General features: G+C 55.8%; 16 protein-coding genes. 4 read left to right on the top strand and 12 right to left on the bottom strand.

The features are described 5' to 3' along the window. The first annotated feature begins 36 nt into the window (after positions 1–36). Positions 37–1449, top strand: coding sequence for a peptidylprolyl isomerase (locus AOB54_07855; protein WVN41387.1), 1413 nt, complete (start codon positions 37–39; stop codon positions 1447–1449). Next, entirely contained in the window at positions 1415–2242 is an 828-nt protein-coding gene (gene rsmA, locus AOB54_07850) for a 16S rRNA (adenine(1518)-N(6)/adenine(1519)-N(6))-dimethyltransferase RsmA (GenBank protein ID WVN41386.1), read from the top strand. The genes AOB54_07855 and rsmA overlap by 35 nt, the downstream gene beginning before the upstream one ends. A gap of 54 nt (positions 2243–2296) precedes the next feature. On the opposite strand, the gene AOB54_07845 is transcribed toward rsmA, so the two are convergent. The 9 genes from AOB54_07845 to miaB form a co-directional block, all read right to left on the bottom strand. Beyond that, complete coding sequence (locus tag AOB54_07845) at positions 2297–3169, bottom strand: SprT family zinc-dependent metalloprotease (GenBank protein WVN41385.1); 873 nt, start codon at positions 3167–3169, stop codon at positions 2297–2299. After that, entirely contained in the window at positions 3166–3906 is a 741-nt protein-coding gene (locus tag AOB54_07840; GenBank protein WVN41384.1) for a lysophospholipid acyltransferase family protein, read from the bottom strand. Before AOB54_07840 ends, AOB54_07845 begins: the two co-directional genes overlap by 4 nt. Positions 3907–3946: 40 nt before the next feature. After that, positions 3947–4525, bottom strand: a complete 579-nt coding sequence (gene gmhB, locus AOB54_07835) for a D-glycero-beta-D-manno-heptose 1,7-bisphosphate 7-phosphatase (protein WVN41383.1) — start codon at positions 4523–4525, stop codon at positions 3947–3949. A 2-nt stretch (positions 4526–4527) separates the two neighbouring features. Beyond that, positions 4528–6633, bottom strand: a complete 2106-nt coding sequence (gene glyS / locus AOB54_07830) for a glycine--tRNA ligase subunit beta (protein WVN41382.1) — start codon at positions 6631–6633, stop codon at positions 4528–4530. A 60-nt stretch (positions 6634–6693) separates the two neighbouring features. After that, positions 6694–7593 carry a glycine--tRNA ligase subunit alpha gene (gene glyQ / locus AOB54_07825; protein ID WVN41381.1) on the bottom strand — a complete coding sequence of 300 codons (900 nt, stop codon included), beginning with the start codon at positions 7591–7593 and terminating at the stop codon, positions 6694–6696. Between the two features lie 50 nt (positions 7594–7643). Beyond that, positions 7644–9095 (bottom strand): apolipoprotein N-acyltransferase, encoded by a 1452-nt coding sequence (gene lnt, locus AOB54_07820; GenBank protein ID WVN41380.1) that lies wholly within the window; start codon positions 9093–9095, stop codon positions 7644–7646. Beyond that, positions 9055–9921 (bottom strand): transporter associated domain-containing protein, encoded by an 867-nt coding sequence (locus AOB54_07815; GenBank protein ID WVN41379.1) that lies wholly within the window; start codon positions 9919–9921, stop codon positions 9055–9057. The genes lnt and AOB54_07815 overlap by 41 nt, the downstream gene beginning before the upstream one ends. Before the next feature lie 75 nt (positions 9922–9996). Then, on the bottom strand, positions 9997–10491 hold the full coding sequence (gene ybeY / locus AOB54_07810; protein ID WVN41378.1) for an rRNA maturation RNase YbeY: 495 nt from the start codon (positions 10489–10491) through the stop codon (positions 9997–9999). Further along, complete coding sequence (miaB, locus tag AOB54_07805; protein WVN42806.1) at positions 10492–11850, bottom strand: tRNA (N6-isopentenyl adenosine(37)-C2)-methylthiotransferase MiaB; 1359 nt, start codon at positions 11848–11850, stop codon at positions 10492–10494. It lies immediately after the preceding gene. A gap of 98 nt (positions 11851–11948) precedes the next feature. Between miaB and AOB54_07800 the strand changes: the two genes are divergently transcribed. Beyond that, the gene (locus AOB54_07800; GenBank protein ID WVN41377.1) at positions 11949–13322 is read left to right on the top strand and encodes an MFS transporter; all 1374 of its coding nucleotides are present in this window, start codon (positions 11949–11951) and stop codon (positions 13320–13322) included. 46 nt (positions 13323–13368) lie between these two features. Here the strand turns inward: AOB54_07800 and AOB54_07795 are convergent, their stop codons facing one another. Next, positions 13369–13956 carry a YqiA/YcfP family alpha/beta fold hydrolase gene (locus AOB54_07795; GenBank protein ID WVN41376.1) on the bottom strand — a complete coding sequence of 196 codons (588 nt, stop codon included), beginning with the start codon at positions 13954–13956 and terminating at the stop codon, positions 13369–13371. Between the two features lie 60 nt (positions 13957–14016). Here AOB54_07795 and AOB54_07790 point away from each other — a divergent pair, with 60 nt between their 5' ends. Then, positions 14017–14796 (top strand): SDR family oxidoreductase, encoded by a 780-nt coding sequence (locus AOB54_07790; protein ID WVN41375.1) that lies wholly within the window; start codon positions 14017–14019, stop codon positions 14794–14796. Here AOB54_07790 and AOB54_07785 read toward each other — a convergent pair. Both AOB54_07785 and AOB54_07780 read right to left on the bottom strand, forming a co-directional pair. Next, positions 14793–15035 carry a hypothetical protein gene (locus tag AOB54_07785; GenBank protein WVN41374.1) on the bottom strand — a complete coding sequence of 81 codons (243 nt, stop codon included), beginning with the start codon at positions 15033–15035 and terminating at the stop codon, positions 14793–14795. The genes AOB54_07790 and AOB54_07785 overlap by 4 nt on opposite strands. Positions 15036–15084: 49 nt before the next feature. After that, entirely contained in the window at positions 15085–17316 is a 2232-nt protein-coding gene (locus AOB54_07780) for a fimbria/pilus outer membrane usher protein (protein WVN41373.1), read from the bottom strand. Positions 17317–17320 lie beyond the last annotated feature (4 nt).

The following is a 17320-nucleotide window of genomic DNA, read 5'->3' as shown; positions in this document are numbered from 1 at the left end:
TTAGTTTTTTCACCTAAAGGCACCATGCGAAACGCTGTGACCCCATTAGTCCTTCTTCAATCCTGGCTCGCTGCGGCCGCCTTGGCCATGTCAGTTACCGTGTCGGCCCAGGTCGTAGCGCCATCGAGCAGTTCGGCCCAGGTCACGCCTCTTGGGGCCAGCGCCCAGGTCCGGCCGTTGGCGCCGCCCTCGGAAAGTCAGGGCTTCAAGGCACCCGCTTCACCGGTGCTTATTGATCGTGTTGTGGCGATTGTGAACCGCGAGGTGATCACCGCTAGCGAATTGGCCAGAAGAGAAAAGCAGTTTATTGCCAACCTGAAGCGCCAGAACATTACGCTGCCAAGCCCAGCGCTTTTAAGAGAGCAGGTCTTAGAGCGCATGATCAATGATCGGGCCATGCTGCAGATGGCCCGCGAGACTGGCATTCGGGTGGATGACATCACCTTGGATCGCAGCATTAACCGCATTGCAGATCAAAACGGCATGTCGGTTTCGGGCCTGCGTAATCAGCTTGAGTCCGAAGGCATTTCATTTGCTGCCTTTCGCCAAGACATACGTGAAGAAATTATTCTGACCCGTCTGCGTGAGCGGGAGGTCGACAATCGTTTGCAGATCAGTGACAGCGAGGTCGACACCTTTTTGGCGGCGCAGGGCCAGTCGATTCAGCGGGTTGAAGAATTAAAGGTGGCACAAATTCTGGTGCGGGTCGCAGAGAACGCCAGCAAAGACGAATTAGCGGCGGCCCAAGCCAAAGTAAAACGGATTGAAGAGGCCCTGCGCGATCCCAAGGCATTTGCCGCAACGGCAAAAGAGTTTTCTGATTCGCCCGACCGTGATCAGGGTGGCAGCCTGGGCTGGCGCCCGCCCGATCGCCTGCCCACACTTTTTCTGGATGCGGTTTCCGGCTTAAAGCCGGGGCAAATCAGCAAGACGGTACGTAGTGCCAATGGTTTTCACATCCTTCAGTTAGAAGATCGCCGCTCTACCTTGCGCACGCAGGAAGTTGCCGTCCACCGGGCCCGCCACATACTGGTGCGGGTTGATGCACAGGTCAGTGAAGAGGTGGCCCGCCGTCGCATTCTGGATATCCGCCGCCGAATTGAATTGGGCAGTGACTTTGCGCAGATGGCCCGCGATTTCTCACAAGACTTAGGTTCTGCACAAAAGGGCGGCGAACTCGATTGGGCCTACCCCGGTGACCTTGTGCCAGAGTTTGAGCGGGCCATGTTTGGCCTGCAGCCTGGCCAGATGAGTGACCCGGTGCGTTCAGTCTTCGGTGTGCATCTGATTCAACTACTCGAGCGTAAACGTGAACCATTAACAGAAGACCGTCTGCGTACAGCGGCACGCATGGTGTTACGTGACCAGAAACTTGCAGAGGCCGTGTCCGAGTGGACTCGCGAAGTGCGTGCCAATGCGTATGTTGAAATCAAGCGCGACGAACTCTGACGAATCAGCCGCGCCTGCCCATCAGGCGCGGAAGCGGTTCGGCCAGAATTTTCTTCACAATGCTGGGCTAATCGCCAAAATCATTGATCACATCCAGCCCAAGGCTGGCGACCGGCTCGTTGAAATTGGTCCCGGCCAGGCCGCGCTTACTGCACCGCTCATTGCCAAGGCGGGCCATGTCCATGCCATTGAAATTGATCGTGATTTGGTGGCGCTTTTACGGTCTCGGTTTACCGAGTCGGAGTTAACACTACAAATGCAGGATGTCCTGCGGGTTGATTTTCATGCGCTGGCGCGTGAACTTGGTGGCCCGCTTCGCATCGTGGGGAATCTGCCTTACAACATCTCCAGCCCGATTCTTTTTCATTTGTTGGAATCGGCCGATGTAATTGAAGATCAACATGTCATGCTGCAAAAGGAAGTGGTCGACCGCATGGCGGCCGACTGTGGCTCGAAGATCTATGGCCGCTTAAGTGTCATGTTGCAGGCCCGGTATCGCATGCAGCGGTGCCTGTTGGTGCCCCCCGGGGCTTTTCAGCCTGCCCCGAAAGTTGATTCGGCAGTGATTCGCATGGTGCCATTACCGGCGGACCAGGTGGCGGTGCAGGATTGGGTAATTTTTGGCGCGGTGGTGGCCATGGCCTTTTCTCAGCGCCGCAAGATGTTGCGCAATACGCTGGCAGCCTATGGGGATGCTATCGATTGGGACGCGTTGGGCATTTTGCCCACCCAGCGTGCTGAGGAAGTGCCGGTTACGAAATTTATTGCGCTGGCCAACAGCCTGACAGAGTAATGATTGTTCTTTGGCTGTGTCGCCGGCTGACACCCCGCTGATCAGCGGGTGGGCCTAAAACGTTGGCAGCGTATCTAGCCGTGTCTTGCGCAGGATCTCTTTGGCCTCTTGGTAATTTGGCAGAATTACCGCGACTTCATCCCAGAAGCTTGGGCCATGGTCCATGGTGTAGGTGTGGGCCAGCTCATGGGCAATCACATAGTCGATGACTTCTTGGCCAAAATGAATCAGCCGCCAGTTGAGTCGAATATGGCCGTCTTCTGTGCAGCTGCCCCAGCGGCCACGGGCATTGCTAAGACTAAATTTTGAGTAGCAACGATTCGACTGCCGGCTAATGGTCTGAAGCCGTGCGGCAAAAAGCCGTTTGGCCTGATGCTGCAGCCAGGCATGCACGGTGTCACGGACCTGCTCGAGAGACGCTTCGGTGGGCAGGGCAAGCTGAAGCTCGCGGCGAAAATCATCCCACTGAGTCTGACGGTTGGTGGGGCAGAGCAGCAGTGTCATGGGCTTGCCCAGATATTGCATGGTTGCGCCATGAATCCATTGCTGCTCGGGCAAAAGACGGTGTTGTTCGCTTTGATACCACTCGGTAAGCCGCGCAAGCAGCCACTTTGATTTTTCCTGCAGGATGTATTCGATATCGCTGATGGGAACCCATTTCGGCGCGTTGACCTGAATCATGCCCTGGCCAATCGACATGCCGACGGTTTTGCGCCGCGTTCGTTTGAGTAGCCACGGCACCGGCTGCCCCTGCAGTGCAACAGTACGGTGTTTTTTCTGTGGTGCGGCTCGAGAAGAGTTGGGCTGGCCAGCGTCTTTGGGATTGCGATCAGACGATGAAGAAGAGGGAGTGCCGGATTTTCCGGTAGTAGGAGATGCTGAGTCGCCTATTCCAAAAGGCAAGAGAAACTGCTCAAGCAGCGTCATTCATGTCCTTTCCGGGTTCGGTTGGGGCTAATTCTTGTCATCTCTTTTTGGATCCAATCCTCTACCTTGGCCATCAGGGTAGACGCATCTTCGTTTTCAGGCAAGAGGGCCGGGCCGATGGAAACGGTAATTAGTCCCGGTTTTTTGATAAAAGATTTCCTGGGCCAGACATCCCCGGAGTTCATGGCGATCGGCACCACCGGTACATTGGCGGCAACAGCAAGTCGCGTGCCGCCCGTTTTGAAACGAAGATGACGGCCCGGCTGCACACGGGTGCCCTCTGGAAAGAACACTATCCACCGGTTCTGTTGGTGCAAGACATCGTTACCTTTTGTCAGAATTTCCTGAAAGGCGGATGCGCCTTTGCTGCGATTAATCGCAATCATGCGCAGCAACGCAATACTCCAGCCAAAAAATGGTATCCACAAGAGTTCACGTTTAAATACGAAGCAGAGTGGCCGCGCAAAATAGCTGGGATAAAACATGGTTTCCCATGCCGATTCGTGCTTTGACAGCAAGATCGCCGGGCCGTCAGGCAGGTGCTCCAGGCCGGTCACTTTGTAGCGAATGCCCAGCAATACCCGGGCCGCCCAGATGCACATGGCAGACCAGCGCATCGCAAAGTAATAGCGCGGACCATAGGGCAGAAATGGGCCAATCACCACAAACAAAATGGCCCAGATACAAAGCGAGACAATTTGGAAAATTGAAAAAGCGGTAGCGCGAAGAATCAGCATTGGGTCCTGCTGGGAAGTATTAACAAAATGTGTGTTTGCCTTAGGTGGGCCGACGGTGTCCGTCGTGCTCCAGGAGTTGTTCGACGACAGCGTACAAATCATCTGCGACTGTCGTGCCAGGGGGCAGGGCCTTGGCGGAATCTTGTTGGGCAGCGGCAAGTGCTTTCTTGCCCTTGCCGGTTTTGACCAAAAAGGGCCTGCATTGCATGGCGTGGGCGGCCTGCAGGTCACGCAGGGAATCTCCCACTACTGGCACATCGGCAAGTGCTTTACCAAATCGGGTTGAAATATCTTCAAACAACCCGGTTCCCGGTTTGCGGCAGTTGCAGCCGCTATTGGGGGCGTGTGGGCAAAAGAAAATGCCATCGATTCGGCCGCCGGCCTCGGACACGGCATCCATCATTTTGCTGTGAATATCATGCAGCGTGTTGATATCGAATAGGCCGCGCTCAATGCCGGATTGGTTGGTGGCAACTGCGATGGACCAGCCGGCATGCGTGAGTCGTGCAATGGCTTCTAAGCTGCGATCAAGGGGCAGCCATTCATCGGGGGATTTGATGTAATCGTCGCTGTCATGATTGATGACACCGTCGCGGTCCAGAATAATCAGTCGTAACATGATCAAGCGGCCAGTCGCGACAGGTCGCCCACTTGGTTCATGGCCTGATGCAATTGATGCAACAACGCCAGCCGGTTGGCACGCAGCTGTGGATCGTCTGCGTTGACCATCACCGTGTCGAAAAAGGCGTCAACGGGTGCTTTCAGGGCAGCCATGGCCGACAGCCCTTCGGCATAACGGCCTTGGGCAACAGCTGCTGCTGCGATAGGCGCGATTTTTTCTAATGTCTGCGCCAAAGCCTGCTCGGCGGGCTCGGTGAGCAGTTCTACCTGGATGGCCCCGTGGCTGCTCTCCGATTTTTTCAAGATATTGCCAATCCGTTTGTTGGCCGAGCACAGCGAAGCCGCTTCTGGCAGGTTTAAAAATTCTTTGAGCGCATCAAGTCGCGATAGAATCTGGTCAAGCTGATGGGGGCACTGGGCAATCACGGCCTCGATCAATTCAATGCTGTAATTTTTTTCTTTTAACCAGGCCCGCAGCCGATCGTGCACAAAGGCCTCGATTGCTGCCAGATCAGGGGCCACGGTGCTGATGCCAGCAAAGCAGGCCGCCGTATCGGCTAACAGCTGATTGAGTGGTGCATTGATTTTGTGTTCAATCAGGATGCGAATCACACCCAGGGCATGGCGGCGCAGGGCAAATGGGTCTTTATCGCCCGTGGGGGCTAAGCCGATGCCCCAGATGCCAACCAGGGTTTCAAGTTTGTCGGCCAGGGCCAGTGCGCAGCCGGTTGGGTTGGCGGGCAGACTGTCACCCGAATAGCGTGGGTGATAGTGGGCCTCGATGGCCTGGGCTACATCTTCGTTTTCTTGGTCATGCCGGGCGTAGTAAGTGCCAATCACACCCTGCAATTCAGGAAACTCCCCCACCATGTCGGTGAGCAAATCGGCCTTGGCCAGCATGGCGGCCCGCTCAGCATGGGCTGGGTCGGCACCCAACAATGGTGCCCACTGTTTGGCAAGCCGGGCCAGCCGATCGATGCGTTGGCGTTGATTGCCAATTTTGTTGTGATACACAACCGATGCCAGGCCATCGATCCGGGACGCCAATGTCTTTTTACGATCTTGATCGAAAAAGAATTTCGCATCCGACAGTCGGGCCCGCAGCACACGCTCGTTGCCAGACACAACCACTGTCGGGTCTTTGGACTCGATGTTGCTGACCAATAAAAAGCGATTGATCAGTTTTCCGTGTTGATTGGTTAGTGCAAAATATTTTTGATTCTGCTGCATGGTCAGAATCAGACACTCTTGCGGCACAGACAAAAACTCGGCTTCAAACTGACCCTGTAGCACCACGGGCCACTCCACAAGGCTGGTGACTTCTTCTAAAAGTGCTTCGGGCATGATCGCGATATCAGGGGCCGCCTTGGCCTGCAGTGCTTTGGCAATCTGTGACTGGCGCTCTGCAAAGGAGGCAATGACTCTGCCTTTTTCTTTTAGCGTTTGGTCGTATTGGTCAGCATGGCCGATGGTGATCGGCGCGCTGCAGTGAAACCGGTGGCCCTGAGTTGTGTTGCCCGCTGTTAAGCCAAGCACGCTGATGGGCAGAATGGCCGCACCGTGCAGGGCGAGTAACCGGTGTGCTGGGCGAACAAACTTCACGGTGTCACCATTGGCCCGCTGATAGGTCATGACCTTGGGGATGGGCAGCTTTGCAATGGCTTCTTCCAAGGCAGCCTGCGCCGCATCTTGTAATCGTGCGCCGGGGGCGGTGAATCGGTAGATCAGTTGTTCTTGTTTGCCGTCGTGGACCCGCTCTAAATCAGCAAGCTGGATTTGGTCGCCCAAGGTCACACCAAGCGAGGCAAGTTTTTTAATGAGTGGTGGCGTGGGCTGGCCGGACGCATCCAGGGCAATCGAGACCGGCAGAAGTTTTTCCTGGCGTTCCCGGTTAGGGGCCTGTGCGTGGACTTCCTGAATGTGGACTGCCAAGCGCCTGGGGCTGGCATAGCTGGTTGTGGTGACGCCAGGCGCACACAGCGCTTCTTTAACGAGCCGCTCAACAATGCTGTTGGCAAAGGCGTCCCCAAGCCGCTTGAGTGCCTTTGGCGGCAACTCTTCGGTGAGAAGTTCAATTAACAAAGGGGCGTTGTTGGAAGCGCTCATCTCGGGCGTGATCTTTCGAAAAACTCTTTGGCGTGGTGTCGGTGGTGTGCGGGGTGTTGATTAGGATTGGTGCAGCATTGGAAAGCCAAGCTTTTCGCGTGACGCCACATAGGCCTGCGCCACCGCACGCGACAGGTTGCGAATCCGCCCAATGTACTGGGCCCGTTCTGTTACCGAAATGGCGCCACGGGCATCAAGCAGGTTAAAGGTGTGGGCTGCTTTTAGAATCTGTTCGTAAGCGGGCAGGGCCAGACCCGCATCGAGCAGGCGCTTGGCATCAGCTTCGTGTTCGCCAAACCGTGTAAAGAGCACGGGCACATTGCTGTGTTCAAAGTTGTAAGTGGATTGCTCCACTTCGTTTTGGTGATACACATCGCCATACGTGAGTTTTCTGGCCTGCCCGTTTTCTTCCCACTCTGTCCAGGTAAGATCGAATACGTTTTCGACACCCTGTAAGTACATGGCCAGGCGTTCAATGCCGTAAGTGATCTCGCCAGTAATCGGTGCGCAGTCAATACCTCCGACTTGCTGGAAGTAAGTAAATTGCGTGACTTCCATGCCATTGAGCCAGACTTCCCAGCCCAGCCCCCAGGCGCCCAGTGTTGGGTTTTCCCAGTCGTCTTCCACAAAACGAATGTCATTGACCTCGGGGTCAATCCCAAGTGCCCGCAACGAGCCAAGATACAACTCAAGAATATTTTCAGGCGATGGCTTGAGCACCACTTGGAATTGGTAGTAGTGCTGTAAGCGATTTGGGTTTTCACCGTAGCGGCCATCTTTTGGCCGGCGCGATGGCTGGACATAGGCAGCACGCCAATGCTCAGGGCCAAGGGCCCGCAAAAAGGTGGCGGTATGGGAAGTGCCGGCACCGACTTCCAGATCAATTGGCTGCAGCAGGGCGCAGCCTTGCGCATCCCAGTACTGCTGCAGGGTCAAAATGATTTTTTGAAAACTTTGCATAGCCCGCATTTTAGCCCTTGCGCGGGGCCTAACCGGGCAGCAGCAAGGCCTTATGGGCGGTTTTTGTGGGCGGCGGACTTGCGTCGGGTAAAAATTGCCAGCGCAATCATGGCCCAGGAGATGGCCAGAATCACCCAGTTGCCCCAGCGGGCATACGGCGTGGTGCCCTGCATGCCTTGGACTTGTGAGACCAGCAGGCCAGGCTCCCCGAAGGGCAGTCGGTCCAGCAATCGCCCGCGATGGTCAATGGTGGCGGTCGCCCCGGTATTGGTTGCGCGAATGGAGGGCCGGCCCGTTTCAATAGAACGCATGCGGGCAATGGTCAGGTGCTGATTTAAAGCAATGGTGTTACCGAACCAGGCCAGATTGCTCACATTGAGCAAAATGCTTGGCTGCTGTTCTGCAGGCCGGTTGGGCGACAGGACCCGAATCAGCTCTTCACCAAACAAGTCTTCAAAGCAGATGTTCACCGCAATACGCTGGTCACGCACACCGATTGGCATTTGCACCGGCGCACCGCGTTGAAAGTCGCCCAGGGGCATTTGCATTTGATCAACAAACCATCGAAACCCAAACGGAATGAATTCCCCAAAAGGAACCAGGTGGTATTTGTCGTAGCGGGCGCTGAATTGATGACTTGGGCTTTGCTCGTCAATGGCAATCAGGCTGTTGCGATAGCCATCGCTGTCCCGAAGGGGTAGCCCCAGCATTACGGTGGCGCCGGATTGCTGGGCAAGCCGATGAAAAAGATCCTTGGTCTCAGGGGTGGTGATGTCCCACGGCCGAACCATTGCTGTTTCGGGGAAGACAATGAGGTGGGGGCCACCTGGAACAGCTGCTGCTCTGGCAAGCTCAAGGTGTGTGGTGATCGCCTGCGCTTCGCGGGCCGGATCGAACTTCATGGATTGGGGGATTGCACCCTGCACCAAGGCAACACGCAGCGGGCGGCCTGTGGGCGTGGTGAATTCTTGAAATTGCAGAGCCCACCCAAGTGTAATGAACGCCACCAAGACACCAAATGAGCGCCAGCTTCGGTGTTTTAGGCATTGATAGAGCAGCACCAGACAGGCCATCAGCACAAAGCCCACGCCATAAACACCAATGACTGGTGCATAGCCCGACAGGGGGGTGTCAATGCCAAAGTAGCCAATCGACAGCCAAGGAAAACCGGTAAAGATTGTGCCCCGAAGCCATTCGGCCGCAGTGACCACGCTGGCAATGACCAATGGTGTGGTGAGTTTTCGGCTGTCTAATTGGAGCCATCGACAGGCGACAAAGGCGGCAACGGCATAGGCAGCGACATAGGCGGCGAGTAAGACTGTCGCTAGTGCTGAGAGCCATGCGGGCATCAGGCCGTAGACATGCAGGCTGATGTAAATCCAGTGCAGCCCGGCGGTGTAGGCCACCAAGGCAAGCAGTGCGAAAAACCAAACCGGATTCAGGCGCAAGGTCTGAACTGGGCTATGCCGACTCGGTGTCGGTGACCGGGGTCTTCTCGACAATCAAGACATGGACCTGTCGGGCATCTGCCCGCTGGATTTCGAATCGCAGGCCTGAATGTTCGATCTTTTCGCCACGGTGTGGCACACGGCCAAATAAGTCGGTGACAAAGCCGCCAATGGTGTCAACCTGTTCATCTTCGAGTTCTGTTTGGAAGGCCTGGTTGAATTGCTCAAGTGGCGTGAGCGCGCGGACACGAAAACGGCCTGGCTGACGGGGCATGGCCACGATGTTGTCGTCATCTTCTTCAATGTCGTGTTCGTCTTCAATGTCGCCCACAATCTGTTCGAGCACATCTTCAATGGTGATCATGCCGGCGACACCGCCGTATTCGTCGACCACAATCGCAATGTGATTTCGGTTTACCCGAAAATCGCGCAGCATCACGTTTAAGCGTTTGGATTCTGGAACAAACACTGCGGGCCGCAGCATGCCCCGCAAGTCGTCGTCGTGCTGGGCCAGGCAGCGCAGCAGGTCTTTGGCCAGCAACACACCAATGATGTTGTCGCGTTTGCCCTCGATCACAGGGAAACGGGAGTGGGCTGTTTTGACCACAAGTTCCAGGATTTTTTCGATCGGATCTTCGATATCGATCACATCCATTTGTGATCGCGGAATCATTAGGTCGCGGACCTGCATGTCCGCCACCTGCATAACGCCTTCCATCATAGAGACGGCGTCTGCGTCGATGACCGAATGCTCTTGGGCCTCGCGCAGTTGCTCGATCAGATCTTCTTTGTCATCGGGCCGTCCAAGCAGACGGGCGATTAGGCGTTCGAATTGTGTTTTTAATTTCGATGGCCCGTTACCGGGGTAGGGGTCACTCATGCATCAAGGAGCGAGTTGAAAGGACCCTTATGTTGCCACAAGCCTGCAAGGTTTTGGCCTGGGAATAGCACCGATTTATGTGGAATACGGGTCAGGAATGCGAAAGCGACGCAAAAGCGCCACTTCGAGCGTCTCCATTTGTTCGGCGTCTCGGTCATTCATGTGGTCCAGCCCGCAGGCGTGAAGGCTGCCATGAATCAGAAGATGGGCTGCATGATGGTCCAGGCGTTTGGCCTGAGTCCGCGCCTCTTTGGCCACCACGGGCTGGCAGATCACCAGATCTGCGTGCACGTTTGGCGGCAACGTGTAATTAAAAGTTAATACATTGGTGGCGTAGTCTTTTTTTCGATAGGCGGCATTGAGCTGTCGGCCTTCCGCTTCACCAACAATCATGACAGTCAGTTCTGCGCTGACACAGCGGTTGGCAAGTGCCGCAAGGATCATGCGCCGCATGCGGGGTGTTGAGAGCGGCCAATGCGCGGTTTTTGCCCCTTTGCTAAATTGCACCGACAGACGAAGCGCTGGCACTGCGGGGAAGCGTGGCGCAGCAGGGTTTTGTCTGCCGACCATTTAAACGGCTTCGCCCCGCAAGGAGTGCGGATAGACCTGCGTGATGCGCACAGGAATCAACTGCCCAATTAATCTTGGGTGACCCTGGAAATTGACCACCCGATTGTTTTCGGTTCGGCCCTGCAACTCTTCTGGGTTTTTTCGCGACGGGCCTTCGACCAAAATTTTGGTGACGGTATTGAGCATCGACTGGCTGATCGACATGGCATGGGCTTCAATCGTGGCCTGTAATTCTTGTAGGCGTTTGAGTTTTAGTTCGCGTGGCGTGTCATCGCTTAAGTCGGATGCGGGTGTTCCAGGCCGCGGGCTGTAGATAAAACTAAAGGATGTATCGAAGCCAACCTGGTTCACCAACTGCATGGTGGCCTGGAAGTCTGCTTCGGTTTCGCCAGGAAAGCCCACGATAATGTCGGTGGATAGCGAAATATCGGGCCTGGCGATCTTTAAGCGCCGAATAATCGATTTGTATTCCAGTGCCGTGTAGTTGCGCTTCATTGCCGCCAAGATACGATCTGAGCCGGATTGAAAGGGCAGATGGACATGGCTGACTAGCTTGGGCAGTCGCGTATAGGCATCGATCAGGCGCTGGGTAAATTCCTGGGGGTGTGATGTGGTGTAACGAATACGGTAGATTCCATCGAGCCCACTAATCATTTCCAAAAGGGTGACGAAGTCTGCCTTTTCGGCATTGGGGTCGTGCTTATCGAGTGAGCCCAGATAGGCGTTCACGTTTTGACCTAGCAGGGTGACTTCGCGCACGCCTTTTTCGGTGAGCTCAATAATTTCCGCCATGACATCTTCGAGTGGTCGCGAGACCTCGGTGCCACGGGTGTAGGGCACCACACAGAAACTGCAGTACTTGCTGCAACCCTCCATGATCGAGACAAAGGCGGTTGGCCCTTCGACACGTGCTGGCGGTAAGTGATCAAACTTCTCGATTTCAGGGAAACGAATATCAACCTGGGGCTTGCGGGTCAGGCGCCTGGCCTTGATTAATTCGGGCAGCCGGTGCAGGGTCTGTGGCCCGAACACCACGTCGACATAGGGCGCACGTTGCACGATGGCGTCGCCTTCTTGGGAGGCAACACAGCCGCCCACGCCAATAATCAAATCAGGTTTGAGTTCTTTGAGTTCTCGCGCACGGCCAAGATCAGAAAAGACTTTGGCCTGGGCCTTTTCCCGCACCGAGCAGGTGTTAAACAAAATAATGTCGGCATCTTCTGCGGAATTGGTGGGCTCGACGCCCTCGGCAGCGTTCAAGATGTCGACCATCTTGTCGGAGTCGTATTCGTTCATCTGGCAGCCAAAGGTGCGCACGAATACTTTTTTGGGGGCGGATTTTGTGGTGGTGTCGGTCATCTGATTTTCGTCGTGCCAGGGGTTGAACTGGAGGACGCAGGCCCGATTTTGCCTCATGATCACGCTCTATGCGAAAGCAAAGCCACGAAACGCGATTAGTGTCACCCCCGTCAGGGCCACCGCCAGAACCGAAGGGCGGCAATGGTCTTGGTGCGTCCCTGGCCGACGGGGTCACCCGAAAAGAGGTCTTTGCCTGGGCAAGCCTGGATTTTGCGAATTCTGGCTACACCACCGTGGTCTTGACCGCGGTATTCAACGCCTATTTTGTGGCGACCGTGATGGCGGATGATCACGCGGCCACCCTGGTGTGGACCACGATTCTGGCAGTCAGTTATCTCTTGGTCATGGTGACTGCGCCGCTCATTGGCGCCTATGCGGACCTGCGTGCCCGAAAGAAAATGTTTTTGACTTGGGCCACAGTCGGCTGCGTGATTGCGACCGCTCTGCTGGCGAGCGTTGGGCCCGGCATGTGGTGGTGGGCGGCCCTGCTCTTGGTGGTGTCGAATCTTTGTTATGCCACCCACCAAGATATGACGGCTGCGTTTTTGCCGGAAATCGCTCGGCCGCAGGCGCTTGGCCGGGTATCGGGTTATGGCTGGGCCTGGGGCTATCTGGGCGGGTTGGTGGCACTCGGTCTGTCATTGATTTGGGTTGCTGTGGCCCGCGCTTATGACATGAGTGGGCAGACCCTGATGGGGGGCACGATGCTGGCCACCGCAGCACTATTTTTAATCGTGGGCTGGCCAGCCCTGCGGGTGGTCCGCGACCGGGCCATTGCCCTGCCGCACACCGAACAATGGACTGTCCAGCAGTGGATATCGGCCAGTTGGGGCCGGCTGATCGAGACTTGGCAGGCATCAAAGCATCAGCCTGATTTGCGTAGGTTCTTAATCTGCGTGGTGGTCTATCACGCTGGTGTTCAGACTGTGATCACGCTTGCCGCTGTCTATGCCCAGCAGGTGATGGGTTTTTCCATGACCCAGACCATTTTTCTGATTCTGATTGTCAACATCACTGCAGCGATCGGCGCGTGGATATTTGGTTTTTTTCAAGATCGGCTCGGCCATACCAAGGGTCTTGCAGCGGCGCTTTTGTCTTGGTTGGCAATGGTTGTGGTAGCCTGGCAGGCCACCACAGTGGAGATGTTTTGGGTGGCTGCAAACTTTGCGGGGCTTGCCATGGGTGCCTCACAAAGCGGTGCGCGTGCGGCCATGGCGTATTTGGCCAAGCCCGGCCGCGAGGCAGAGACCTTTGGGCTCTGGGGTGTGGCCGTGAATTTATCGGCCATTTTGGGGCCACTGAGTTATGGCCTGGTGACCTGGCTTACCGGCAATGCCCATCGAATTGCCATGCTGACAACAGGTCTGTTTTTCTTGCTTGGTTTGGTGCTTTTATTTCGTGTGGATTTTGCGCGTGGCCGGCGGGATGCGTTGTCGGCCAACGGGGACTCTGGCTCAACAGAAATTGTTTAGCCGCTCGTTGGTTCGGCGTAAAAAAACTATTTCATTAGTTGCTTACTTAGCGCAATAGAAATTGTTTGATCGCTGGCCAGTGTTGATCAAAGTCTGTGAGGCCGTGATCAGAGCCCTCAATGATGTGGTGGCGTGCGCCCGGGTAGCGGGCCACCATTTCATTCCAGTCCAATAGCTCATCGCCTTTGGCGGCAACCAAAAGATAGCGCTCTGGCTGTGAGATCCCCACTTCAAGTGCTTTCAGGTCGTGAATATATTCCTGGCGAAAATGCAGTACTTCCTGGCTATGCCAGGCCGGTAAGTCGCCAACATAGGGGGCCAGATCCCGGGCCGGCCATGGGGCTGGGTTAAGAAGCGCCGCTTTAAATTCGCTACGCTGTGGGTGTTGCTCCATGACTGCGCTGGCATAAAAACCGCCTAATGAGCTGCCAATCAGCCGTATCGCATGTCCTGCATTTAGCCGCTGTTCGATTTCAGTATTGATCTGCGCCATCGCCGTTAAGGGGGCGATGTCCAGCGCAGGGCAGCAGTAATCAACCTGATCGCGGGCCAAGTCTTGGCCGATCAAGACAGCCTTGGACGACTGGGGAGAGCTGCGAAACCCATGCAGGTAGAGAACGCTGATTGTTTTCAATTTCTATTTACACTGTCGGCTATTGGTGATCAGCAATCTTACTTGAGAAGGATAAAGTCAATGAGCACTCCCCAATCAACCACATCCTTAGCGGGTCGCAGCCCAGGCGTTGCCTTGGTAACGGGTGCGGGAAGCGGCATTGGCCGTGGTGTGGCCCGAAAACTCTTAACGCTCGGTTGGCAGGTGGCGCTCATGGGCCGTCGCCAGGGACCGCTTGCGGAAACCGCAGAGGGCTTTCAGGACCGTGCCTTGGTCCTGATGGGGGATGTCGCAGATGAACAAGATGTTGACCGCGTGTTTGCAGAAATCGTGGGCCGTTGGTCACGGCTTGATTTGTTATTCAATAACGCCGGCATTTTTCCGCCGGGTCAGTTGATTGATGAGTTGTCTGTTGAAAATTGGCGGGCCTCGGTCGACGTGAATTTAACCGGCGCTTTTTTATGTGCCCGCGCTGCCTTTGGTCAGATGCGCCGACAATCACCGCAGGGCGGCAGAATTATCAACAATGGTTCTATTTCGGCCCATGCACCACGTCCACAGTCGGTGGGGTATACCGCGACCAAGCACGCCATTACCGGCTTGACCAAGTCCTTATCGCTCGATGGGCGGCCCTTTGATATTGCATGTGGCCAGATTGATATTGGCAATGCAGCTTCTGAAATGACCACTGGCTTTGGCGCAGGCGCGCTTCAGGCCAACGGATCCCGCATGGCGGAACCGCGCATGGAGATCTCAGACGTGGCCGATGCCGTGGCCTATATGGCGGGCTTGCCGTTAAACGCAAACGTGCAGTTCATGACCGTGATGGCCACCAAGATGCCGTTTGTTGGTCGCGGTTAGGGCGCAACGACTTCAGCTGTTTTCTCGTCTGGCAAGGCAGTGGTGTGTGCCGGTTTGGCCAGATGTCTCACCTGCTGTTGAATGATCTGCGTTGCATGGGCAATTGAATGAAGTGCCGCCTGTTCGCTTTGGGTCAGGTTGGGACTCGTCTGCAAGAGACTAGCGTGTCCGGAAATGATGGCCAGCTGATTGTAAATGTCGTGGGCGAGACGACGCGGATCAGTCACGTGAGATGGCATTCGACAAGCGATAAGAAAGGTCTAAAAGAAGGCCTTTATTGTCGCCGATTTAAAACATGTTGAAGGGGCCGGCTGGTTGGCAGATAAGTTTGACTTCAGCAGCGTTGGCGGTACTGGCAACTGGGCGGCATTGCAGGCTTGTGCGATTCGCGGCCTGGCCGGTCAGCGGTAACTGGTCGCTGGACTGCAGATCCACATAGCCATCGGGCGTGACAAAGACAGGGCGATCAAAGCGATCTTTTAAAGTTAGGCCTTCGGGCAAGGCGTCATTGTTTGGTGTGGATATGCGCCATGCTTTGGCCGCAGACCACAGCCCACGGTAGTCCACAAGATAGGCGCGGTTGGCAGCCAACGGAATGCGAACCCGCCCCGTGGCCAGGTGGACACCAAAGGGCATTGATTTCGCATCAATGGTGTAACTGCTGTCGGTCCAAGGAGGCGCCTTTCGGAAAATGACCCTGCCGTCTTGGCCGGTTGTTTGCTGGTCACGGCCAGAGTGGCGCACGCGGATGGATGGCAGGCCCAGGTTTTGGATCACCAGGTTGTCGTCTCCCGCAGGGGTGAATAAAACGCCTTCTTGTGTCCACCAGAGTCGGGTGCTGGCGGACCAGTTACTGCGATCAGATTGGCTGTTGGCGTGCAGTGATGCATCACCAAAGGGGCTGGCGTAACGCAGGAATGCATCGGACTTTGGCCGTTGGTCTTGAGTGTGGGCGAAATTGATTTGTGGGCCATACAGGCTGCCGCTTCCGTAATTCGCCTGCAGGGTGAGTTGCTGCTGATTGTTTTTGCCCGACTCAGACGATCTTAGATTGGCGTAGCTGCTCACCGATGTCTTGTGGCTTGAAAAATAAAATGTCAGTCCCACAAAGCCCGACCAAACTGATGCCGAGCCATCGGTCTGCTGGTGGCGAATCTGGGTCTGCAGGCTGGCCTGGGGTGTGAGTCGAACGGTTAGCGACATTGTTTTGGCCGATTGGCGGCTACCCCCGTCTGTGTCTGATTGGGCAAATTGCACTGCGCCGTTTGCCCGCGCATGAAGAGCGCCGGTCAGACCAAGAAAGGCGGTGCGTTGGCGTTGTTGTTGATCGCCATGGGGTGTGGTGTGGCTTGCACTGGCAATGATGTTGATACCGCGTTGGACCGAGGTTCTTGCCTCGGTAAACCATGTGGCTTGGCATTGGTTCGTTTGGTTTGTTGGGCAGGTCTGACCAATGGCCAGGGTGCCAATAAGGCTTGGTATTGCCCGTGAATTGATTTCCAGAATTTCGTTGTGCTGGTTGGCATCACGATGCAAATAGATGCCGCCGGTGAAGTTTTGATTCAAGCCGTAACGGACCCTTGCGGAGTGGGTGGGCTGTTGGCCAAGGCCGCCTTGGGTCTGCCGCATCTTGCCGGAAAACACCTCCCATTCGGTCTGTCCGGCCGATAGCAGTCGGCGGTCCGCAGACCAGGGCAGGGTAACGGACTGGGTGATGCCATTGATGTCCACCAGCCGCGCTTCCAAAAAACCAGGCAGCGTACTCGCCCCAAACCCCTGGATTTGATAGTTGCCGGGCGCAAGAATTTCGCTGGCATAGACCGGCACGCCATTGCGATCGAAAAACTGTACCCGCGACGGGCTGGCAATCGAAAGAGAGGCCTCGGCTTTGCCATCGCCCCGAAGTGGCGCGGCGCGATTGGTCAGTAACAGGCCACGATATTCGCCAAAGCGTTGTTCCGGGCCAGACTCGGTACGAAAATCTCCAACGCGAATTTGCGCGCCATTTACAAAAAAGTATTCGGCAGTGGTGCGGCCAATCGAGGCACTTTTTTCTGGTCGCTGATGGAGTGATTGCAAAGACCAGGGGCCATGGGTGATGGCGGCCCCAAGGCCGTTGAGTCCAGAGCCCAGAAATACATCAACGGCTGCAGCGGGGATAGCGCGTGTTGCAGGTTGGCTCGCGTACTCAGGGTGTTGGGATAAAAGATTTGCATCGTGCAGCAGGGCAATGCTGACCTGGCTTGAGGGTTCCCCGAGCGACAAGGTTTTTTTCGCAAGGTGGTGCTGTGGCAGTTTGATGCGCAGCAGGCCCTCGGCGGGGTGGAAGCTGCAGTGTTTGGGTTCGGTTCGCCATTTGTCACCTTGGCTGATTGCCTTGCGATACTTTGGTGCCAAATGTTTGGCAATCACGCGGGCCTCAACCACGCAGTCGCGGTCGGTGAGTTGGGCGCCCGCGCCACGCGAAATCAAGGCGCCGTTTAACTCAATCGCGGCCAGCAGCCATGCGGCCTCTAGCATGGCG

Origin of the sequence: beta proteobacterium MWH-UniP1 (assembly GCA_036362785.1) — a bacterium.
Taxonomy (GTDB): Bacteria; Pseudomonadota; Gammaproteobacteria; order Burkholderiales; family Burkholderiaceae_A; genus Lacustribacter.
The sequence above is the reverse complement of the archived record's forward strand: the minus strand, read 5'-3'. Positions and strand labels throughout refer to the sequence as shown.

Excerpts from the sequence above, each read along its gene's own strand:
- rsmA (WVN41386.1), top strand. The coding sequence starts at position 1,415 with ATGCGTATGTTGAAATCAAGCGCGACGAACTCTGACGAATCAGCCGCG.
- AOB54_07845 (WVN41385.1), bottom strand. The coding sequence starts at position 3,169 with ATGACGCTGCTTGAGCAGTTTCTCTTGCCTTTTGGAATAGGCGACTCA.
- AOB54_07840 (WVN41384.1), bottom strand. The coding sequence starts at position 3,906 with ATGCTGATTCTTCGCGCTACCGCTTTTTCAATTTTCCAAATTGTCTCG.
- gmhB (WVN41383.1), bottom strand. The coding sequence starts at position 4,525 with ATGTTACGACTGATTATTCTGGACCGCGACGGTGTCATCAATCATGAC.
- glyS (WVN41382.1), bottom strand. The coding sequence starts at position 6,633 with ATGAGCGCTTCCAACAACGCCCCTTTGTTAATTGAACTTCTCACCGAA.
- glyQ (WVN41381.1), bottom strand. The coding sequence starts at position 7,593 with ATGCAAAGTTTTCAAAAAATCATTTTGACCCTGCAGCAGTACTGGGAT.
- AOB54_07815 (WVN41379.1), bottom strand. The coding sequence starts at position 9,921 with ATGAGTGACCCCTACCCCGGTAACGGGCCATCGAAATTAAAAACACAA.
- ybeY (WVN41378.1), bottom strand. The coding sequence starts at position 10,491 with ATGGTCGGCAGACAAAACCCTGCTGCGCCACGCTTCCCCGCAGTGCCA.
- miaB (WVN42806.1), bottom strand. The coding sequence starts at position 11,850 with ATGACCGACACCACCACAAAATCCGCCCCCAAAAAAGTATTCGTGCGC.
- AOB54_07790 (WVN41375.1), top strand. The coding sequence starts at position 14,017 with ATGAGCACTCCCCAATCAACCACATCCTTAGCGGGTCGCAGCCCAGGC.
- AOB54_07785 (WVN41374.1), bottom strand. The coding sequence starts at position 15,035 with ATGCCATCTCACGTGACTGATCCGCGTCGTCTCGCCCACGACATTTAC.
- AOB54_07780 (WVN41373.1), bottom strand. The coding sequence starts at position 17,316 with ATGCTAGAGGCCGCATGGCTGCTGGCCGCGATTGAGTTAAACGGCGCC.